The organism is Streptomyces sp. NPDC006655 (assembly GCF_040703965.1).
Lineage (GTDB): Bacteria > Actinomycetota > Actinomycetes > Streptomycetales > Streptomycetaceae > Streptomyces.
Genome location: NZ_JBEYJU010000012.1, coordinates 87,370 through 105,232 on the forward strand (window position 1 = coordinate 87,370; position 17,863 = coordinate 105,232).

General features: G+C 70.1%; 12 protein-coding genes, 4 tRNA genes and 1 pseudogene. 11 read left to right on the forward strand and 6 right to left on the reverse strand.

Features of this window, described 5'->3' with window-relative positions:
- Window positions 1–62 precede the first annotated feature (62 nt).
- The 8 genes and pseudogenes from AB0958_RS10020 to AB0958_RS10055 all read left to right on the forward strand — a co-directional run bounded on the left by AB0958_RS10020 (window position 63) and on the right by AB0958_RS10055 (window position 8,744).
- Window positions 63–135 (forward strand) — tRNA-Glu (locus AB0958_RS10020).
- A gap of 38 nt (window positions 136–173) precedes the next feature.
- Window positions 174–248: transfer RNA gene (locus AB0958_RS10025), tRNA-Asp, on the forward strand.
- A 24-nt stretch (window positions 249–272) separates the two neighbouring features.
- A tRNA-Phe gene (locus tag AB0958_RS10030) sits at window positions 273–349 on the forward strand.
- 189 nt (window positions 350–538) lie between these two features.
- Window positions 539–3,373, forward strand: a complete 2,835-nt coding sequence (locus AB0958_RS10035; protein ID WP_366889877.1) for a PKD domain-containing protein — start codon at window positions 539–541, stop codon at window positions 3,371–3,373.
- A gap of 94 nt (window positions 3,374–3,467) precedes the next feature.
- Window positions 3,468–3,713, forward strand: a pseudogene (locus tag AB0958_RS10040) (hypothetical protein); the annotation flags it as partial.
- A 275-nt stretch (window positions 3,714–3,988) separates the two neighbouring features.
- Entirely contained in the window at window positions 3,989–7,933 is a 3,945-nt protein-coding gene (hrpA, locus tag AB0958_RS10045) for an ATP-dependent RNA helicase HrpA (protein ID WP_366889878.1), read from the forward strand.
- Window positions 7,934–8,026: 93 nt separating this feature from the next.
- A tRNA-Asp gene (locus tag AB0958_RS10050) sits at window positions 8,027–8,101 on the forward strand.
- 451 nt (window positions 8,102–8,552) lie between these two features.
- A complete protein-coding gene (locus AB0958_RS10055; RefSeq protein WP_366889879.1) occupies window positions 8,553–8,744 on the forward strand; it encodes a DUF6274 family protein in 192 nt (63 codons plus the stop codon).
- A 480-nt stretch (window positions 8,745–9,224) separates the two neighbouring features.
- Here the strand turns inward: AB0958_RS10055 and bldC are convergent, their stop codons facing one another.
- Both bldC and AB0958_RS10065 read right to left on the reverse strand, forming a co-directional pair.
- Window positions 9,225–9,431 carry a developmental transcriptional regulator BldC gene (gene bldC / locus AB0958_RS10060; protein ID WP_003949541.1) on the reverse strand — a complete coding sequence of 69 codons (207 nt, stop codon included), beginning with the start codon at window positions 9,429–9,431 and terminating at the stop codon, window positions 9,225–9,227.
- A gap of 580 nt (window positions 9,432–10,011) precedes the next feature.
- Entirely contained in the window at window positions 10,012–10,854 is an 843-nt protein-coding gene (locus AB0958_RS10065) for a hypothetical protein (protein ID WP_366889880.1), read from the reverse strand.
- Between the two features lie 242 nt (window positions 10,855–11,096).
- Between AB0958_RS10065 and AB0958_RS10070 the strand changes: the two genes are divergently transcribed.
- Window positions 11,097–12,188 (forward strand): Glu/Leu/Phe/Val dehydrogenase dimerization domain-containing protein, encoded by a 1,092-nt coding sequence (locus AB0958_RS10070; protein ID WP_366889881.1) that lies wholly within the window; start codon window positions 11,097–11,099, stop codon window positions 12,186–12,188.
- A 300-nt stretch (window positions 12,189–12,488) separates the two neighbouring features.
- On the forward strand, window positions 12,489–12,749 hold the full coding sequence (locus AB0958_RS10075) for a DUF3073 domain-containing protein (protein WP_132888208.1): 261 nt from the start codon (window positions 12,489–12,491) through the stop codon (window positions 12,747–12,749).
- A 188-nt stretch (window positions 12,750–12,937) separates the two neighbouring features.
- Here the strand turns inward: AB0958_RS10075 and purM are convergent, their stop codons facing one another.
- From purM to AB0958_RS10095, 4 genes are all read right to left on the reverse strand, one after another.
- Entirely contained in the window at window positions 12,938–14,035 is a 1,098-nt protein-coding gene (purM, locus tag AB0958_RS10080; RefSeq protein ID WP_366889882.1) for a phosphoribosylformylglycinamidine cyclo-ligase, read from the reverse strand.
- 31 nt (window positions 14,036–14,066) lie between these two features.
- The gene (purF, locus tag AB0958_RS10085; protein ID WP_132888210.1) at window positions 14,067–15,596 is read right to left on the reverse strand and encodes an amidophosphoribosyltransferase; all 1,530 of its coding nucleotides are present in this window, start codon (window positions 15,594–15,596) and stop codon (window positions 14,067–14,069) included.
- A gap of 220 nt (window positions 15,597–15,816) precedes the next feature.
- A complete protein-coding gene (locus AB0958_RS10090; RefSeq protein WP_366889883.1) occupies window positions 15,817–16,227 on the reverse strand; it encodes an META domain-containing protein in 411 nt (136 codons plus the stop codon).
- 78 nt (window positions 16,228–16,305) lie between these two features.
- Window positions 16,306–17,103, reverse strand: a complete 798-nt coding sequence (locus tag AB0958_RS10095) for a sterol carrier family protein (protein WP_366889884.1) — start codon at window positions 17,101–17,103, stop codon at window positions 16,306–16,308.
- Between the two features lie 126 nt (window positions 17,104–17,229).
- Between AB0958_RS10095 and AB0958_RS10100 the strand changes: the two genes are divergently transcribed.
- The gene (locus AB0958_RS10100; RefSeq protein WP_366889885.1) at window positions 17,230–17,814 is read left to right on the forward strand and encodes a Uma2 family endonuclease; all 585 of its coding nucleotides are present in this window, start codon (window positions 17,230–17,232) and stop codon (window positions 17,812–17,814) included.
- Window positions 17,815–17,863: the final 49 nt, after the last annotated feature.

Genomic DNA, 17,863 nt, shown 5'->3' on the forward strand with positions numbered 1-17,863 from the left:
CCCGCCATCCCATATGCTTCTCACGTCCCCGACGCGCTGAGAAGCGCCCAGGCGGGCCGATAGCCCTCATCGTCTAGCGGCCTAGGACGCCGCCCTTTCAAGGCGGTAGCACGGGTTCGAATCCCGTTGGGGGCACGCAAGATCGTGTGCGACACTGTTGCACACAACAGCTTGGTCCTGTGGAGCAGTTTGGAGTGCTCGCCACCCTGTCAAGGTGGAGGCCGCGGGTTCAAATCCCGTCAGGACCGCTGAGGTTTCACGTGAAACCTCGTGGCTGGGTAGCTCAGTTGGTACGAGCGATCGCCTGAAAAGCGATAGGTCGCCGGTTCGACCCCGGCCCCAGCCACCACAGACAGCCCCTCCGGGATCCCGGAGGGGCTGTTCTCGTGCACTCCGCGCTGTTCTCGTGCACTCCGCCGGGCGACATCGTTTTGAGCAGGACGGGGGCGGATCATGGCATTCCTTTGAGAACGCCCTGCGAGCATGACGACTGCATGTCAACGCGTGCCACACCCGCGAACGCTCCGTGGAGACCCCCGTGCACAGACCCCGCCCCGCCGTAGGACTGTCCCTCGCCGCGATCGTCGTGGCGGGGGTGATGAGCGGCTGGGGTGCCGCGGCGGCGGTGGCGGACCCGGGGTCGGACCGGACGCTGTACGTCAACAACGAGAGCCTCACGTGCACGGACAGCGGGCCGGGGACGGAGAGCCGGCCGTTCTGTTCCGTACAGACCGCCGCGGACGTGGTCGAACCCGGGGACACGGTCCGGATCCTCGGGGACTACTCGTTGTCACCGCACCCGGAAGCAGTGGTCCTCACCCGGTCGGGGACCAGCGACAAGCCGATCACGTTCAGCGGAGCGCCCCTCTCCAGCCGTCTGAAGACGGTGCTCGCCACTCCCGCCTCCGCACCGGCGCTGACCCTGAAGGGCGTGCACGACGTCCAGGTCGAGTCGCTGACCTTCCGCGACGAGCACCACTCGGACGTGGTGGCGTTGACCGGGTCCGACCACGTGACCCTGGACCAGCTGACGGTCGAGAACACGGCCCCGACGGTTCCCGTCACCGGGACGGCGATCGGCGTGGACGGCACCTCCTCGGACGTGACCGTGTCACGGAACACGCTCAACCCCAGCACCGCGTACGGCGTGCGGGTGCAGCCGGGAGCGGCCCGGATCACCGTGACGAGCAACCTGATCTTCATGGAGCAGCAGGGCGGCATCGCGGTGTCGGGGGCCGCCGACACCGACGTCACCAGCAACACCGTCTTCGCCCCCTGCGCCACCGGGATCTCCCTGGACGGCGGGAGCTCCGGGGTGGTGGAGAACAACGTGGCCCTCACCAACGGCTCCATGCAGACCGGGAGCTGCCCGGCGCCGACCGCTCCGCTCTACGCGGTGCCGGCCGACTCCGCGAACCAGGTCACCGCCGACTACAACGCGGCGGCGACCGCCTCATCCTCTTCCACACCGGCCCGCACCGAGTACTCCTGGGCCGGCACCGCCTACGCCACCAGCGCGGCGTTCCGGGAGGGGACCGGCCAGGGCACGCATGACATCGACGGCGTCACGGCGTATCCGGGGCCGCTGCCCGAGCACTCCCCCCTGATCGACTCGGCCGACGCCACCGCGCCCGGCGAACTCAGCACCGACCTCACGGGGAGCCCACGCGTCGACGACCTTCTGGTCGACAACACCGGCACCGGCACCACCCACCCCGACCGGGGCGCCCTGGAACGGCAGGACACCCTCACCATCGCGTCCGGCGACGTCCCGACGCCCACCAAGGGGCTCGCGCCGCTCGGCATCTCCCTGAACACCGACGCCACCAGCTCCTGGGGCGCGGCCCTCTCCTACTCGGTCGACTTCGGCGACGGCAGCGACCCGGCCACCGGCACCCCCGGCACCCCGGTCACGCACACCTACAGCGCGCCGGGGCTGTACCACCCGCGCATCACGTTCACCGAACCCGACGGGACGACCGCCCAGAAGTCCTACGCCGGGGTGGCGGCGGGTACGGCCGCACCCCCCGCCGCCGGTCTGTCCGCCACTCCGGACACCGCGAACGGGCAGGTCGACGCGGGGTCCGCACGGTTCGCGGTGCCGACACCCGCCGACGCATGGGAGGTCGCCTACCAGACCCTCCAGTACGGGGACGGCACCCAGGACAACCTGGCCGTCGGCGCCACGCAGACGACGCACCAGTACCCGGCCCCCGGCACCTACACCGCCACCCTCACCCAGACCGACCTGCTCGGCCGCACCACCACCGCCACCACCGTCTTCCACGCCGCGGACGCCTTCGTCGCCGTGTCCCCGGCGTACGACACCGAGAAGACGATCGCCGCGCACGGCGTGCTCAGGCTCTCGGCGGCCACCCTGCGGGCCGACTCGAACGGCGTGGACGCGGTGCGGCTCCAGCTCGTCACCAGCCACGCGAGGGCGAACGGCGCGCTCACCCTCTACGCCCACGGCACCACCCGCCCGAACACCGCCGGCATCACCTTCGAACCGGGCCGTACGGCCACCGCCGAGACGACGGTGAAGGTGAGCCCGACCGGTTCCGTGGACCTCTACAACGCGAGCACCGGCGCGGTGACGGTCGACGTGGCGACGGTCGGCCTCCAGTCGCACGCCCAGTACGCCGACGCCTACCACCCGGCCGCTCCGGTCCGCCTGCTCGACACCCGCACCGGCACCGGCGGCGTGCGCGGCCCGGTCGCCGGCGGCCACTCGGTCACGCTGACGGTCGGCGGCACCCACGGTGTACCGGCGGGGGCGCACGCGGTGGTCCTCGACGTCACGGCCACCACCACCAAGGCGTCCGGCGACCTCACCGTGGCCACGCACGGCACCGACGACTCCGTCGTGAGCGGCCCCTACTGGACCACCGGCCAGACCGCCACCGCCCAGATCGTGATCCCCGTGTACGACGGAAAGGTCGTCCTGCACAACGAGAGCAAGGCGTCGGCGCACCTCGTCGCGGACCTCGCCGGCTGGTACGGCACCACGACGTCCGGCTCGGAGTTCCTGCCCGCCGTCCCCACCCGCACGGTCCTCAAGGTCGCCGCCCACGCCACCCTCGAGCTCAAGGTCACCGGCGCGCACGGGGTGCCGGCGAGCGGGGTCACCGCCGCCGACCTGAACCTCGCCGTGGCCGCCCCGTCCGGCAGCGGCTACCTCGTCGCCTACGCCGACGGCGGCCCGCGCCCCGGCGTCTACTCGCTGAACTTCACGAAGGGGCACAGCGCGGCCGGCAGCGCGCTGGTCAAGGTGGGCGGCGACGGCGAGATCGACCTCTACAACGCCGGTGCCGGACCGGTGAACGTCACCGCCGACCTCCTCGGCGCCTACGAAGCGGCCCCGGCGGGCTGACCGCTTGGCGGCACGGACGCACGACGCTACGTTCTGCGTCGACGGAACGGACCAGAGGACCAGCAGGGACCTGAGGGACGAGAGGGCGGGGACGATGAGCGGGGACCAGGACAGAGTCGGCCAGGACGTCGAGCTGGAGAAGACCCGGGCGCGCTACGGGCTGCTCGCCGTCGTCGTCAGCAATCTCGCGATCGCCGCGGTCGCGGTCTTCGGGGTCTGGCGGCTGCACGGCGACACCTCGGTGATCATCGGCGTGCTCACCGCCGCGTTCACCGCGGTGAGCAGCATGACCACGGCCTACCTGGGGATCAAGGCGGTGTCCAACACCGCCAGGTCGCTCGTCTCCTCGGCCGCGGCCACCGCCCACACCGCCACCCCCCACCCGGCCCCCACCGCAGCACCCACCACCCCGGACCCGGCCACCCCGGCCACCCCGGCCGCGACCACCCCGGACCCGGCCACCCCGGCCGCGACCACCCCGGACCCGGCCACCCCGGCCGCGACCACCCCGGCCCCACCCACCCAACGCGGCGAATAGCCCCCTTGTCCCGGCCGAACCGCCGGAGGCAAAAGCGTTCGCCATGGATTTCCCCGAGGTGAGATCCTGGACCGCGTATGTCTACGCACCCCGCTCCCGCCCTCGGCGCCCTCGCCCCCCGCCTGACCGAGCTCTCGCTGCGCGACGCGCACCGGCTCGGGCGCAGGCTGGAAGGCGCGCGCAAGATCCGTAAGCCGGAGGCCCGCGCCGCCGTCCTCGCCGAGATCGAGGCAGAGGTGGCCAGGGCCGAGGAACGGATGGCCGGCCGGCGCGCCCTCGTGCCCGCCGTGTCGTATCCCGAGCAGCTGCCCGTCAGCCAGAAGAAGGACGAGATCGCCGCTGCGATCCGCGACCACCAGGTCGTGATCGTGGCCGGTGAGACCGGCTCCGGCAAGACCACCCAGATCCCGAAGATCTGCCTGGAACTGGGGCGGGGGGTGCGCGGCATGATCGGGCACACCCAGCCCCGCCGGATCGCCGCCCGCACCGTCGCCGAGCGCGTCGCCGAGGAACTGCGCACGCCCCTCGGGGAGTCCGTCGGCTGGAAGGTCCGCTTCACCGACCAGGTGAACCCGGACGCCACCTTCATCAAGCTGATGACGGACGGCATCCTGCTCGCCGAGATCCAGACCGACCGCGAGCTGCGCGCCTACGACACGATCATCATCGACGAGGCCCACGAGCGGTCCCTCAACATCGACTTCCTGCTGGGCTACCTGGCCCAGCTGCTGCCGAAGCGCCCGGACCTGAAGGTGGTCATCACCTCCGCCACCATCGACCCCGAGCGCTTCTCCCGGCACTTCGGTGATGCCCCGATCGTCGAGGTGAGCGGGCGGACGTACCCCGTGGAGGTCCGCTACCGGCCGCTCCTCGAAGCGGAGTCCGAGGACGCCGACCGGGACCAGATCACCGCCATCTGCGACGCCGTGGAGGAACTCCAGGGCGAGGGCCAGGGCGACATCCTCGTCTTCCTCTCGGGCGAGCGGGAGATCCGGGACACCGCGGACGCGCTCACCAGGAAGAACTACCGGTTCACCGAGGTCCTCCCGCTCTACGCCCGGCTCTCGCACGCCGAGCAGCACCGGGTCTTCCAGCCGCACACCGGCCGCCGGATCGTGCTGGCCACCAACGTGGCCGAGACCTCGCTCACCGTCCCCGGCATCAAGTACGTCATCGATCCCGGCTTCGCCCGGATCAGCCGCTACAGCCACCGCACCAAGGTCCAGCGGCTCCCCATCGAGCCGATCAGCCAGGCCAGCGCCAACCAGCGCAAGGGCCGCTGCGGCCGTACGTCCGACGGCATCTGCATCCGGCTGTACGACGAGGAGGACTTCCTCGCCCGGCCGGAGTTCACCGACGCCGAGATCCTGCGGACGAACCTCGCCTCCGTCATCCTCCAGATGACCGCGGCCGGGCTCGGCGACATCGAGAAGTTCCCCTTCATCGACCCGCCGGACCACCGCAACATCCGCGACGGCGTGCAGCTGCTCCAGGAGCTGGGCGCGCTGAACCCGGACGAGAAGGACGTCCGCAAGCGGCTCACCGACAGCGGCCGCAAGCTGGCCCAGCTGCCGGTCGACCCGCGGCTCGCCCGCATGGTCCTGGAGGCCGACAAGAACGGCTGTGTCCGCGAGGTCATGGTCATCGCCGCCGCCCTCTCCATCCAGGACCCGCGCGAGCGCCCGGCCGACAAGCAGACCCAGGCCGACCAGCAGCACGCCCGCTTCCGGGACGAGACCAGCGACTTCCTCGCCTTCCTCAACCTGTGGAAGTACATCAGGGAACAGCAGAAGGAGCGCGGTTCCAGCTCCTTCCGGCGGATGTGCAAGCAGGAGTACCTCAACTTCCTGCGCATCCGCGAATGGCAGGACATCTACAGCCAGCTGCGCACGGTCGCCAAGCAGATGGGCATCCACCTCAACGAGGAGGACGCCCCCGGCGACCGCGTGCACGTCTCCCTGCTCGCCGGACTGCTCTCGCACATCGGCATGAAGGACGTGAAGGACGGCGCGAAGAACGAGTACCTGGGCGCGCGGAACGCCAAGTTCGCGATCTTCCCGGGCTCGGCGCTGTTCAAGAAGACCCCCCGGTTCGTGATGTCGGCCGAGCTGGTGGAGACGTCCCGGCTCTGGGCCCGGGTCAACGCGAAGATCGAGCCGGAGTGGGTCGAGCCGCTCGCGGGGCACCTCATCAAGCGGACGTACAGCGAACCGCACTGGGAGAAGGACCAGGCGGCCGTGATGGCGTTCGAGAAGGTGACGTTGTACGGCGTGCCGATCGTCGCCGACCGGAAGGTGAACTACGGCCGGATCGACCCCGAGGTCAGCCGCGAGCTTTTCATTCGCAACGCTCTGGTGGAGGGTGACTGGCGCACCCACCACAAGTTCTTCGCGGACAACCGCAGGCTGCTGAGCGAGGTCGAGGAGCTCGAACACCGCGCCCGGCGCCGGGACATCGTCGTCGACGACGACACCCTGTTCGACTTCTACGACCAGCGGGTGCCCGACCACGTCGTCTCCGGCGCCCACTTCGACTCCTGGTGGAAGCACAAGCGGCACGAGCAGCCGGAGTACCTGGACTTCGAGCGGGAGATGCTGATCCGGGAGTCGGCGGAGGCGGTCACCAAGGCCGACTATCCGGACTCCTGGCGGCAGGGGCAGCTCAAGTTCCGGGTCACGTACCAGTTCGAGCCGGGCGCGGACGCGGACGGTGTGACGGTCCACATCCCGCTCCAGGTGCTCAACCAGGTCACGGACGAGGGCTTCGACTGGCAGATCCCCGGCCTCAGGGAAGAGGTGGTCACCGAACTGATCCGCACCCTCCCCAAGCCGATCCGCCGTAACTACGTGCCCGCGCCGAACTTCGCGAAGCGCTTCCTGGACACGGCGGTCCCACTCCAGGAACCCCTCACCGTGACCATGGCCCGCGAGCTCAAGCGGATGGTCGGCGTCCCCTTCGAGGCCGAGGACTTCGACTGGGCGAAGGTCCCGGACCACCTGAAGATCACGTTCCGGATCGTCGACGAACGGCGCCGGAAGCTGGCCGAGGACAAGGACCTGGAGGCGCTGCGGCTGCGGCTGAAGCCCAAGGCGCGCCAGGCCCTCTCGCAGGCGGCGGCCGCCACCGCGTCCCGCGCGGGCGGCGAGTCCCTGGAACGCAAGGGGCTCACCGACTGGACGATCGGCACGCTCACCCGTGTCTTCGAGACGCGCCGGGCCGGACAGCCGGTGAAGGCGTACCCGGCCCTCGTGGACGACGGCGACACGGTCTCCGTGCGCCTCTTCGACACCGAGGAGGAGCAGGCCGAGGCGATGTGGAAGGGCATGCGCCGGCTCATCCTCCGCAACATCCCGGTGAACCCGGCCAAGTTCGCGTCGGAGAAGCTGACGAACGCGCAGAAGCTGGCGCTGTCCGCCAACCCGCACGGCACGATCCAGGCCCTGTTCGACGACTGCGCGACGGCCGCGGCGGACAAGCTGATCGCCGACTTCGGCGGGCCGGTGTGGGACGAGGAGTCGTACCGGAAGCTGTACGACAAGGTGCGCGCCGACATCGTCGACACGACGGTACGGACGGTGGGCCAGGTGCAGCAGGTGCTCGCCGCCTGGCAGGCCTGTGAGCGGCGGCTGAAGGGCGTCCGGAGCCCCGCGCTGCTCGCGAACCTGACGGACGTCCGCAAGCAGCTGGACGCCCTCGTGAAGCCGGGCTTCGTGACGTGGGCCGGGATACGACGCCTGCCCGACCTGATGCGCTATCTGGTCGCGGCGGACCGCCGTCTCCAGCAGATGCCGACGAACGTGCAGCGGGACACCACCCGCATGGAGAAGGTCCACGAGATGCAGGACGAGTACGCCTGGCTCCTGGAGCAGCTCCCGCGCGGGCGTCCGGTGCCGCAGCAGGTCCTGGACATCCGCTGGATGCTGGAGGAGCTCCGGGTCAGCTACTTCGCGCACGCGCTGGGCACGGCGTACCCGATCTCCGACAAGCGGATCGTGAAGGCGATCGACTCGGCCGCGCCGTAACAGACCGCTCACGCAGGGTGAGTTCGACCAGCACCCTCCCCCTCCTGTACAGTCCTTCTCGCAGCACAGCGCAGAGAAAGTGCCGCGAAACCTGGTCCTGTGGAGCAGTTTGGAGTGCTCGCCACCCTGTCAAGGTGGAGGCCGCGGGTTCAAATCCCGTCAGGACCGCACAAGATTGAGGCCCGCACCCGCAAGGGTCGCGGGCCTCAGCCATACCCAGCGCACCGCAAGGCCGCGCCCGCGGCGGAGCCGCAATCAAACACAGCAAATCCCGTCAGGACCGCAACAAGCCGAGGCCCGCACCCGCAAGGGTCGCGGGCCTCAGTCGTACCCAGCGCACCGCAAGGCCGCGCCCGCGGCGGAGCCGCAATCAAACACAGCAAATCCCGTCAGGACCGCAACAAGCCGAGGCCCGCACCCGCAAGGGTCGCGGGCCTCAGTCGTACCCAGCGCACCGCAAGGCCGCGCCCGCATCCCCCCGAGGGATGCGGGCCTCAGTCGTATCCCCCGGTCCAACGCCCGCGCGTCCGGGACCGTGTCTGGGCCATTGACGGGGTCACATTCCGTCGGTACCCAGGGAGCAGGGCCCGGTTTCCCTCGGCCCCTCTGGAGGTGGCGTATGGCGGCTTCGGTGCGGCACGAGACGCGGGCGCTCCTGAGGGCCCATCTGGCGGCCGCCTCGTCGTACCGGCACCTGACCCGCCACTGTCCCGTCTGCCATCGGCTGCTGCGGCTGGCCATGGACACCGCCCCGCGCCCGCCGGAAGCCCCCGAGGACGCCACGGAGGACGAGCGGTCGGCCGGCGTCTGAGCCGGGCCGGACCCAACACCCTTACGGCCATGGGGCGATGGCGCCCCACGCCCCATTAGCGCACCAGGGGCGACACAAACAACCCGTGCGGTATGTGACGGGAGTCACCGCATGAGTTCAGGAAACAACGGTACTTACCCCCCTCCTACAACTAGTCAATTTAATATGTGCAATTGCACCACCCTGTCGGCTCGCTCCGACAGCCCTCCCCAGAGTCCGCCAAGCCCGCTCACAGCGCCGCCCCATACGGCGGGCGAAGACGCCAGAAGCCCCCACAGGACGCCACAGGCGCACAAAAAAGATCGCGCTGGACCCGGCGGAGTCCAGCGCGATCTACGACGCACCCTGTGTCGCTTGCCTGAGAAGTTCTAGTCGGCCTGGGCGTGGGCCCTGTTGGGGCAGGTCCCGCGTCGCTTGTAGCTAGGGTTCGGGGCGCCTCGACCAGTGGGGGACCGGTCGGTTTGCCCGCTATTCAGTTGGTCAGGCCTCGCTGCGCTGCTGCGGAATGCCCGCGAGCAGGGCGCGGACCTCAGCCTCGCGGTAACGGCGGTGTCCGCCGAGCGTGCGAATCGACGTGAGCTTGCCGGCCTTCGCCCACCGCGTGACCGTCTTGGGGTCGACACGGAACATGGTGGCGACCTCAGCCGGGGTCAGCAGCGGCTCGGCATCAGGGGTGCGAGCGGTCATGAGCGGCCTCCTCGGGAGAACCGAACCTTCTCGGTTCTTTCCTCTAAATTCTGCACCTTGACCCGCGTTGCCCGAAATGGCGGACGCGAGTCGAGTCGGTTATAGGACGAACGGCTTGTCCTCGGCACTACAACTACACCATCTGTCCAGCCGCGTCGGCCAAACCGATGGAATTGCCCTCCCAGGTAGTCATCAGCCGCGGAAGCCGATGGACCATGCCATAGCGGACAGTCACGCCCCTGTGACGATCAGTCACAGGGGCGATCGGGAGTCACCAGACCCCCCAAAGCACGTAATGCGGAGAATCCGCCCACAGTGCACCACACTTGGACGGAAGGAGCCTTCCCCGGACTCCTTGTCCTATTTTGGCACGAGGAGTAGCAAGGGGCGCAAGGGCCGGGTAAGTGTGATCCATCACCCTTGCCACAAAAGCCCGGATCGGGCCCAACGTCCGTGAGTTCACCGAAGGTGCCGTCAAGGTACGTTGTTTTACGGCATCTAGACCGTGACGTACGTCACTCGCCCTGTATCGACCCGTCAGTCAGTACGGATCACCGGGCACGGCTGCTCACACCGGCGGTCAGTTCGCCGACCGGCGGTCCCGCACCGACCGCCACCGCTCCACCAGCCGCCCGTACGCCTCCCCCGCCGCGGCCCCGTCCCCCTGCCGCAGCGCCGCCACACCGGCCGCCACGTCCGCCGCCGAATGGTCGTCCTCCAGATCACCGGCGGGCAGCGCGTGCACCAGCCCGCCGTAGTCCAGTTCGACCAGCGAGCGCGGGTGGAACTCCTCCAGCCAGCGGCCGACGTCCACCAGACCGTCGATCAGCGGCCCTTCCTCCACCGTGTCCTTGAGCGTGCGCAACGCCCGGGCCACCCGCCGCCGGGCCTGCACCATCGGCGTGCGGTAGCGCAGCATGGGCGGGATCTCCCCGGTGCCCTTCTCGTACCGGCGCTCTTCGTCGGAGACCAGCACGAACCAGTTCAGCGGCACCTGCCAGGTCGCCGTGCGGATCCAGGGCCGGGAGTCAGGGTTGCGCACCAGCCAGCGCTCGTAGTCCACCGCGGCCTGGCGCCGGACCAGCGGGGGCAGCATCGCGTCCAGGACCGGCTTCGGCAGCTCCTCCGGCAGCTCCTGGAGGGCCTGCCAGCCACGCAGCCGGGTCCGCCAGGGGCAGACGCAGACGACGCCGTCCACCTCCAGCACGAACGCGTCGGCGCTCTCCTGCACCGGCACCGGGATCGGCGGGGTGGGCAGCAGGTCGGCCAGCGAGCGGCGCAGTTCGTCCTGGTACGAGGGCCGGTCGGAGCGGCGGGCGTACCGCGCCCAGTGGGCGCGCTCGGGCTCCGGGAAGGCGGCCAGCGGCTCGTACACGCGCAGATACGTCGCGTAGGGCACGACCACCGAGGACACCTTGGGCACGCCTGCTCCCTCCCCATCGGACCGGTCTCGAAACCAGCGGAACCCGCGGCGGAGCCGGCCGTCGGCGGCCGGGAAACCACAGCAGATCGTCCCACGCTCATACGTGCACACGCGGCACGGCAGAGTGATCCTTGACACTGCGCGGATGGTGGGCGGGCAATAGCTCTACGCTCATGCCAAGCCCCCGCCACCCTTACGGGAGCCCAGCTTCCACCCGCCGAACACAACCGGGAGTCACCACAGTGGCCGACGTTTCCACCGGCGTCCTGCACACCCTGTTCCACTCGGACCAGGGCGGTCACGAGCAGGTCGTGCTCTGCCAGGACCGCAGAACCGGCCTGAAGGCCGTCATCGCCATCCACTCCACCGCGCTGGGCCCCGCCCTCGGCGGTACCCGCTTCTACCCGTACGCGAACGAGGAGGAGGCCGTCGCCGACGCCCTCAACCTCGCGCGCGGGATGTCGTACAAGAACGCCATGGCCGGGCTCGACCACGGCGGCGGCAAGGCCGTGATCATCGGTGATCCGGACCGGGACAAGACCGAGGAGCTGCTGCTCGCCTACGGGCGGTTCGTGGCCTCGCTCGGCGGCCGGTACGTGACGGCCTGCGACGTCGGCACCTATGTCGCCGACATGGACGTGGTGGCCCGCGAGTGCCGCTGGACCACCGGCCGCTCCCCGGAGCACGGCGGCGCCGGCGACTCCTCCGTCCTCACCGCCTACGGCGTCTACCAGGGCATGCGGGCCAGCGCCCAGCACCTGTGGGGCGACCCGTCGCTGCGCGGCCGCACCGTCGGCATCGCGGGCGTCGGCAAGGTCGGCCACCACCTGGTGGAGCACCTCCTGGCGGAGGGCGCCGAGGTCGTGATCACGGACGTACGGCAGGAAGCCGTGTGTCGCGTCGCCGACCGGCACCCGGCCGTGGGTGTCGCCGCCGACACCGACGCGCTGATCCAGGTCGAGGGGCTCGACATCTACGCCCCCTGCGCGCTCGGCGGCGCCCTGAGCGACGAGTCCGTCCCGGTGCTGACCGCGAAGGTGGTGTGCGGCGCGGCCAACAACCAGCTCGCCCACCCGGGCGTCGAGAAGGACCTCGCGGACCGCGGGATCCTCTACGCGCCGGACTACGTCGTGAACGCGGGCGGGGTCATCCAGGTCGCCGACGAACTGCACGGCTTCGACTTCGAACGGTGCAAGGCGAAGGCGGCGAAGATCTTCGACACCACACTGGCCATCTTCGCACGTGCGAAGGAGGACGGGATCCCGCCGGCCGCGGCGGCCGACCGGATCGCCGAACAGCGGATGCACGACGCGAGAACGGCCGACGGCCGCTGACCGAACGCCGGGTTCCCGGACACGGTTTCGGTACCCGCCGGCGGACGGTTGGAGAGAACTCTCACGTTCGTCGGCGGGTCGCTCGCCACGAAGTGGTTAAAATCGTCCTTGACCAGCGGGGACGGGGCACTCCGCGGGTCATGGAGTCAGGCGCGTGGTGCGGGCGACGTACCGTATGGGCGCGGGCTCAGGTACCGTGGAAGCCCTACGGACCGGTCTCTCCGAGGAGAGCCCGTTCCGGATCATGAACGCGTGTCAGACTCTGGGGCCGTCGAGCCCCGTCACCGAGGGGGTCGAGCCATGGGGCGCGGCCGGGCCAAGGCCAAGCAGACGAAGGTCGCCCGCCAGCTGAAGTACAACAGCGGTGGGACTGACCTGTCACGTCTGGCCAGCGAGCTGGGCGCATCGACTTCGAGCCAGCCGCCGAACGGCGAGCCGTTCGAGGACGACGACGAGGACGACGACCCGTACGCCCAGTACGCGGATCTCTATAACGATGATGACGACGAGGACGAGGACGACCAGTCCAGTCCCCAGTCGCAACATCGTCGTGGTGCTTGACGTACCACTCCCAGCAGTTCTCGTAGCAACTGCACTTCACCCGGTCCGGGGCCTCTACGCCGGACCGGGTTTTGTGCTGGCTCACCGACCGGTGGTGCCGACCGCCAGGCACCGGCCGCCAGGCACCGGCCGACAGGCACCGGCCGACAGGCACCGGCCGACAGGCACCGGCCGACAGGCACCGGCCGTCAGGCGTAGTCGCCCACCAGTTCCGCGCCGGTGGTGTGCTCGCCGCGCTCGGTGATCTCGCCGGCCACCCAGGCCTCGACCCCGCGGTCGGCCAGTGTGGTGAGCGCCACGTCCACGGATTCCTGCGGGACGATGGCGATCATGCCGACGCCCATGTTGAGCGTCTTCTCCAGTTCGAGGCGCTCGACGTCTCCGGTGCGGCCGACCAGGTCGAAGATCGGGCCCGGCGTCCAGGTGGCGCGGTCGACGATGGCGTGCAGGTGGTCGGGGATCACCCGGGCCAGGTTCGCCGCCAGGCCGCCACCGGTGACGTGGCTGAAGGCGTGCACCTCCGCCGTCCGCATCAGGGCCAGGCAGTCCAGCGAGTAGATCTTGGTCGGCTCCAGGAGTTCCTCGCCCAGCGTGCGGCCCAGGTCCTCGATGTGGGCGTCGAGAGCGAGCCCGGCCTGGTTCAGCAGCACGTGCCGGACCAGGGAGTACCCGTTCGAGTGAAGCCCGGAGGACGCCATCGCGATCACCGCGTCACCCGTACGGATACGATCCGCGCCGAGCAGCCGGTCGGCCTCCACGACGCCCGTACCGGCCCCGGCGACGTCGAAGTCGTCCGCGCCGAGCAGCCCCGGGTGCTCGGCCGTCTCGCCGCCCACCAGGGCGCAGCCGGCCAGCACACAGCCCTCCGCGATGCCCTTGACGATCGCGGCGACCCGCTCGGGGTGGACCTTGCCGACGCAGATGTAGTCGGTCATGAACAGCGGCTCCGCGCCGCACACCACGATGTCGTCCATGACCATGGCGACCAGGTCGTGACCGATGGTGTCGTAGACGCCCAGCTGCCGGGCGATGTCCACCTTCGTGCCCACGCCGTCGGTCGCGGAGGCGAGCAGCGGACGCTCGTAGTTCTTGAGCGCGGAAGCGTCGAAGAGGCCGGCGAAGCCGCCGAGGCCGCCGAGGACCTCGGGGCGCCGCGTCTTCTTCACCCACTCCTTCATGAGCTCCACCGCGCGGTCGCCCGCCTCGATGTCGACACCGGCGGCCGCGTAGGAGGCGCCGGAGGGGGTGCCCGTCACCGGAGACGACTGGTTAGACACAGCAGACATTGCCTGGGATCTTTCGGGTTGATGACAGGGCTTACGGGCGACGGATCGCGTCGGCCGCGGCCGTGGCTGCCGGACCGGCCGCCAGCTCGGTCTCCAGGAGCTGCTTGCCGAGCAGTTCGGGGTCCGGGAGCTCCATCGGGTACTCGCCGTCGAAGCAGGCGCGGCACAGGTTCGGCTTGGCGATGGTGGTCGCCTCGATCATGCCGTCGATGGAGATGTACGCCAGCGAGTCGGCGCCGAGCGAGGTGCCGATCTCCTCGATGGTCATGCCGTTGGCGATCAGCTCGGCCCGGGTGGCGAAGTCGATGCCGAAGAAGCACGGCCACTTGACCGGCGGCGAGGAGATCCGGATGTGGACCTCGGCGGCGCCCGCCTCCCGGAGCATCCGCACCAGCGCGCGCTGGGTGTTGCCGCGCACGATCGAGTCGTCGACGACGACCAGGCGCTTGCCCTTGATGACTTCCTTCAGCGGGTTCAGCTTCAGGCGGATGCCGAGCTGCCGGATGGTCTGCGAGGGCTGGATGAAGGTCCGGCCGACGTAGGCGTTCTTCACCAGGCCGTTGCCGAAGGGGATGCCCGAGGCCTCCGCGTAGCCGACGGCGGCCGGCGTGCCGGACTCCGGGGTCGCTATCACCAGGTCGGCGTCGACCGGGGCTTCCTTGGCGAGCATCCGGCCCATCTCCACGCGGGAGAGGTAGACGTTCCGCCCGGCGATGTCGGTGTCGGGGCGGGCCAGGTACACGTACTCGAAGACACAGCCCTTGGGCTTCGCGTCCGCGAAGCGGGAGGTGCGCAGGCCGTTCTCGTCGATGGCGACGAACTCGCCCGGCTCGATCTCCCGGACGAAGCTGGCGCCGCAGATGTCGAGGGCGGCGGACTCCGAGGCGACCACCCAGCCGCGCTCGAGGCGGCCGAGGACCAGCGGGCGGATGCCCTGCGGGTCACGGGCCGCGTAGAGGGTGTGCTCGTCCATGAAGACGAGGGAGAAGGCGCCCCGCACCTGCGGGAGGACCACGTGCGCGGCCTCCTCGATGGTCAGCGGCTTGCCGTTCTCGTCGACCTGGGCCGCGAGCAACGCGGTGAGCAGGTCGGTGTCGTTGGTGGCCGCGACCCGGGTGGAGCGGCCGTTGTGGTCCTTGGGGAGTTCGGCGACCATCTCGGCGAGCTGCGCCGTGTTGACCAGGTTGCCGTTGTGGCCGAGCGCGATCGAACCGTGCGCGGTGGCGCGGAACGTCGGCTGGGCGTTCTCCCACACGGAGGCACCGGTGGTCGAGTAACGAGCGTGACCGACCGCGATATGCCCCTGAAGGGAGCCGAGCGAAGTCTCGTCGAAGACCTGGGAGACGAGGCCCATGTCCTTGAAGACGAGGATCTGGGAGCCATTGCTGACCGCGATACCCGCGGACTCCTGGCCCCGATGCTGGAGGGCGTACAGCCCGAAGTACGTGAGCTTGGCGACCTCTTCACCGGGAGCCCAGACACCGAAGACACCGCAAGCGTCCTGGGGGCCCTTCTCACCGGGGAGCAGATCGTGATTGAGGAGACCGTCACCACGTGGCACGACACCGAGTGTAGGCGAGGTCGACCACTGGTCCGAATTGGGGATTCCCGGCCGTAATGGATCTAGGTTCGCGACCGCAGTCGTAGCTTTCTCCATTTCCGCTGGTCAGCGCGGTGGGACGATTCTCCAGACGGGCTCTGTTCCTGCGGACCGCGGTCGGCGCAACCCCCTCGTACCGTATCCCTGAGTGAGGTGTCGCACATGATTCGGGCGGCGGGGTTCACTTCCTGGACAGCTGGACCCGGTCTCCGCCGGGGGTGATGAGGGTGAGGTTCCGGCCCTCGGTCCGGGTGGTGAGCGGGCCCGCGGCGAGGGTGCGGGCGAGGGCGCGTTCGAAGGTCATGCGGGCTTCGTCGCAGGCCATGCGGGTGGAGCGGGCGTGGCTGAGCCGGATCAGGTCGCCGGTGACCTGGGCGGTGGCGCTGAACCGGTTGCAGCCGTAGCTGCCGGCGGCCCTGCCGTCCTCGATCTTCACATGGGCGGGCGCCGGCGCGCGGTGGGTGGTGCCGCCGACGGTCACGCTGTCGACGGTCCACTCGATGCCGGTCACCGGTTGCCGGTCGTCCACGGAGCCATCCTTCCCGCCCGCGCAGGCCGCCGCGAGCGTGACGAGCACGGCGACCGCCGTCATGGCCGGGATCCTGGGCCGCCCGCGCTGCTTGTACCCGTACATACCGATTCGACGGAACGCACGGGGTGATCGGTTCCGTCAGCCCATCAGGGGGAGGTACGCCCCGAGGTCCGCCCGCTCCCCGCTCGCGTCGACCTTCGCGTCCGCCACCGCCTCCGTCCACCCCAGCCGCCCGGTGGCCAGCCGCATCCAGGTCAGCGGGTCGGTCTCGACCACGTTCGGCGGGGTGCCCCGGGTGTGCCGGGGTCCCTCGACGCACTGCACCACGGCGTACGGCGGCACGCGCACCTCGGTGGAGCCGCCGGGCGCCTTCACGGCGAGCGCGTCGGCGAGCAGCCGGGTGCAGGCGGCCAGCGCCTGCCGGTCGTACGCCACCTGGAGCCCCGGCACGGCGGCGTCGAGGTCGTCGGTGTGGACGACCAGCTCGACGGTCCGGGTGACCAGGTAGTCGTCCAGGGACATCGCGCCGGCGCTGGTGGCGAGCAGCCGGGTGCCGGGGTGCTCGGCGAGCAGGGCGCGGAAGCTCGCGTCGACGTCCGTGAGATAGGCGTCGAGGTCGGGGTGGTCGGCGGCGATCCGCCGGGTGAAGTCGGCGATGGCCGCGGAGTTGGCGGCGGTCCGGAACGGCCAGTCCAGCGGGGCCGCGTCCGCCCACGCGGGCTCGGGCTCGGCCAGGGCCCGGTGCACGGCGGTGACCGCCATGCCGACGTGGGCGACGAGGTCCCGCACGCTCCACTCACCGAGCCGGGTGGGCAGGGCGAGCTGCTCGGGGGTGAGGGCGCGGACGGCGTCCCGCACGTTCGAGAACTGGGCGAGGACCGCCGTACGGGTCTTCGCGGGGTCGTACGTCCTGGGGCGCTTTCTGACGGGAGGCATGGCGGTGAGCGTATTGCGTCGGTCTGACAGCCGGGCGATCACCCGTGCGAGTGGTCAACGGCGAAACCGGCCCCCGCCCCGCCGGGACCGGGCGACGCTGGCCTTCGCCTGGAAAGGGGGTGCAACATGACGGTTATGGCCGAGCGCACGTCTCAGATGTCGGTGGAGGAGTTCGAAACGATCGCCTCCGCCGCTCCCGAGACCGTCACGTTGGAGTTCATCGACGGACGGATCGGAGTCAAGAAGGTGACGGACGGGGACCACAGCACCATCGTGTCCTGGCTCGCCCGGCGCTGTATGCAGAGCAGGCCCGACCTGGACCTGTACCAGGGCCAAGGGCTCCGGGTCGATGCGTACCGGGAAGGCAGAGCGAAGCCGGACGCAGTACTCGCGCCGGAGGCCCACTTCGCGGGGCACGGTGAGTGGGCCGACCCGGACGGTGCGCTCATGGTCGTCGAAATCACCTCGTACGACTCGGACACGGACCGGCGGGACCGGCACGAGAAGCCGACCGCGTACGGCCAGGCCGGGATCCCCCTGTACCTCCTGATCGACCGGGACTCCTGCACGGTCACGGTGCACAGCGGCCCGGACCGGCAGGTCGGCGGCTACCGCACCGTCCAGACCTCGAAGTTCGGCGAGAAGGTGTCCGTACCCGGCCCTATGGACATCGAGCTGGACACGGAGATCCTCAAGAACTACGTCCGCTGAGCCGAGAAGGCCCCGCCCGGAAGAGCACCCGGGCGGGGCCTTCGTGCGT

Coding starts and splice junctions, on each gene's coding strand:
- bldC (WP_003949541.1), bottom strand. CDS start 9,431: ATGACCGCTCGCACCCCTGATGCCGAGCCGCTGCTGACCCCGGCTGAG.
- hrpA (WP_366889878.1), top strand. CDS start 3,989: ATGTCTACGCACCCCGCTCCCGCCCTCGGCGCCCTCGCCCCCCGCCTG.
- purM (WP_366889882.1), bottom strand. CDS start 14,035: ATGTCTGCTGTGTCTAACCAGTCGTCTCCGGTGACGGGCACCCCCTCC.
- AB0958_RS10090 (WP_366889883.1), bottom strand. CDS start 16,227: ATGACGGCGGTCGCCGTGCTCGTCACGCTCGCGGCGGCCTGCGCGGGC.
- AB0958_RS10075 (WP_132888208.1), top strand. CDS start 12,489: ATGGGGCGCGGCCGGGCCAAGGCCAAGCAGACGAAGGTCGCCCGCCAG.
- AB0958_RS10095 (WP_366889884.1), bottom strand. CDS start 17,103: ATGCCTCCCGTCAGAAAGCGCCCCAGGACGTACGACCCCGCGAAGACC.
- AB0958_RS10055 (WP_366889879.1), top strand. CDS start 8,553: ATGGCGGCTTCGGTGCGGCACGAGACGCGGGCGCTCCTGAGGGCCCAT.
- AB0958_RS10100 (WP_366889885.1), top strand. CDS start 17,230: ATGACGGTTATGGCCGAGCGCACGTCTCAGATGTCGGTGGAGGAGTTC.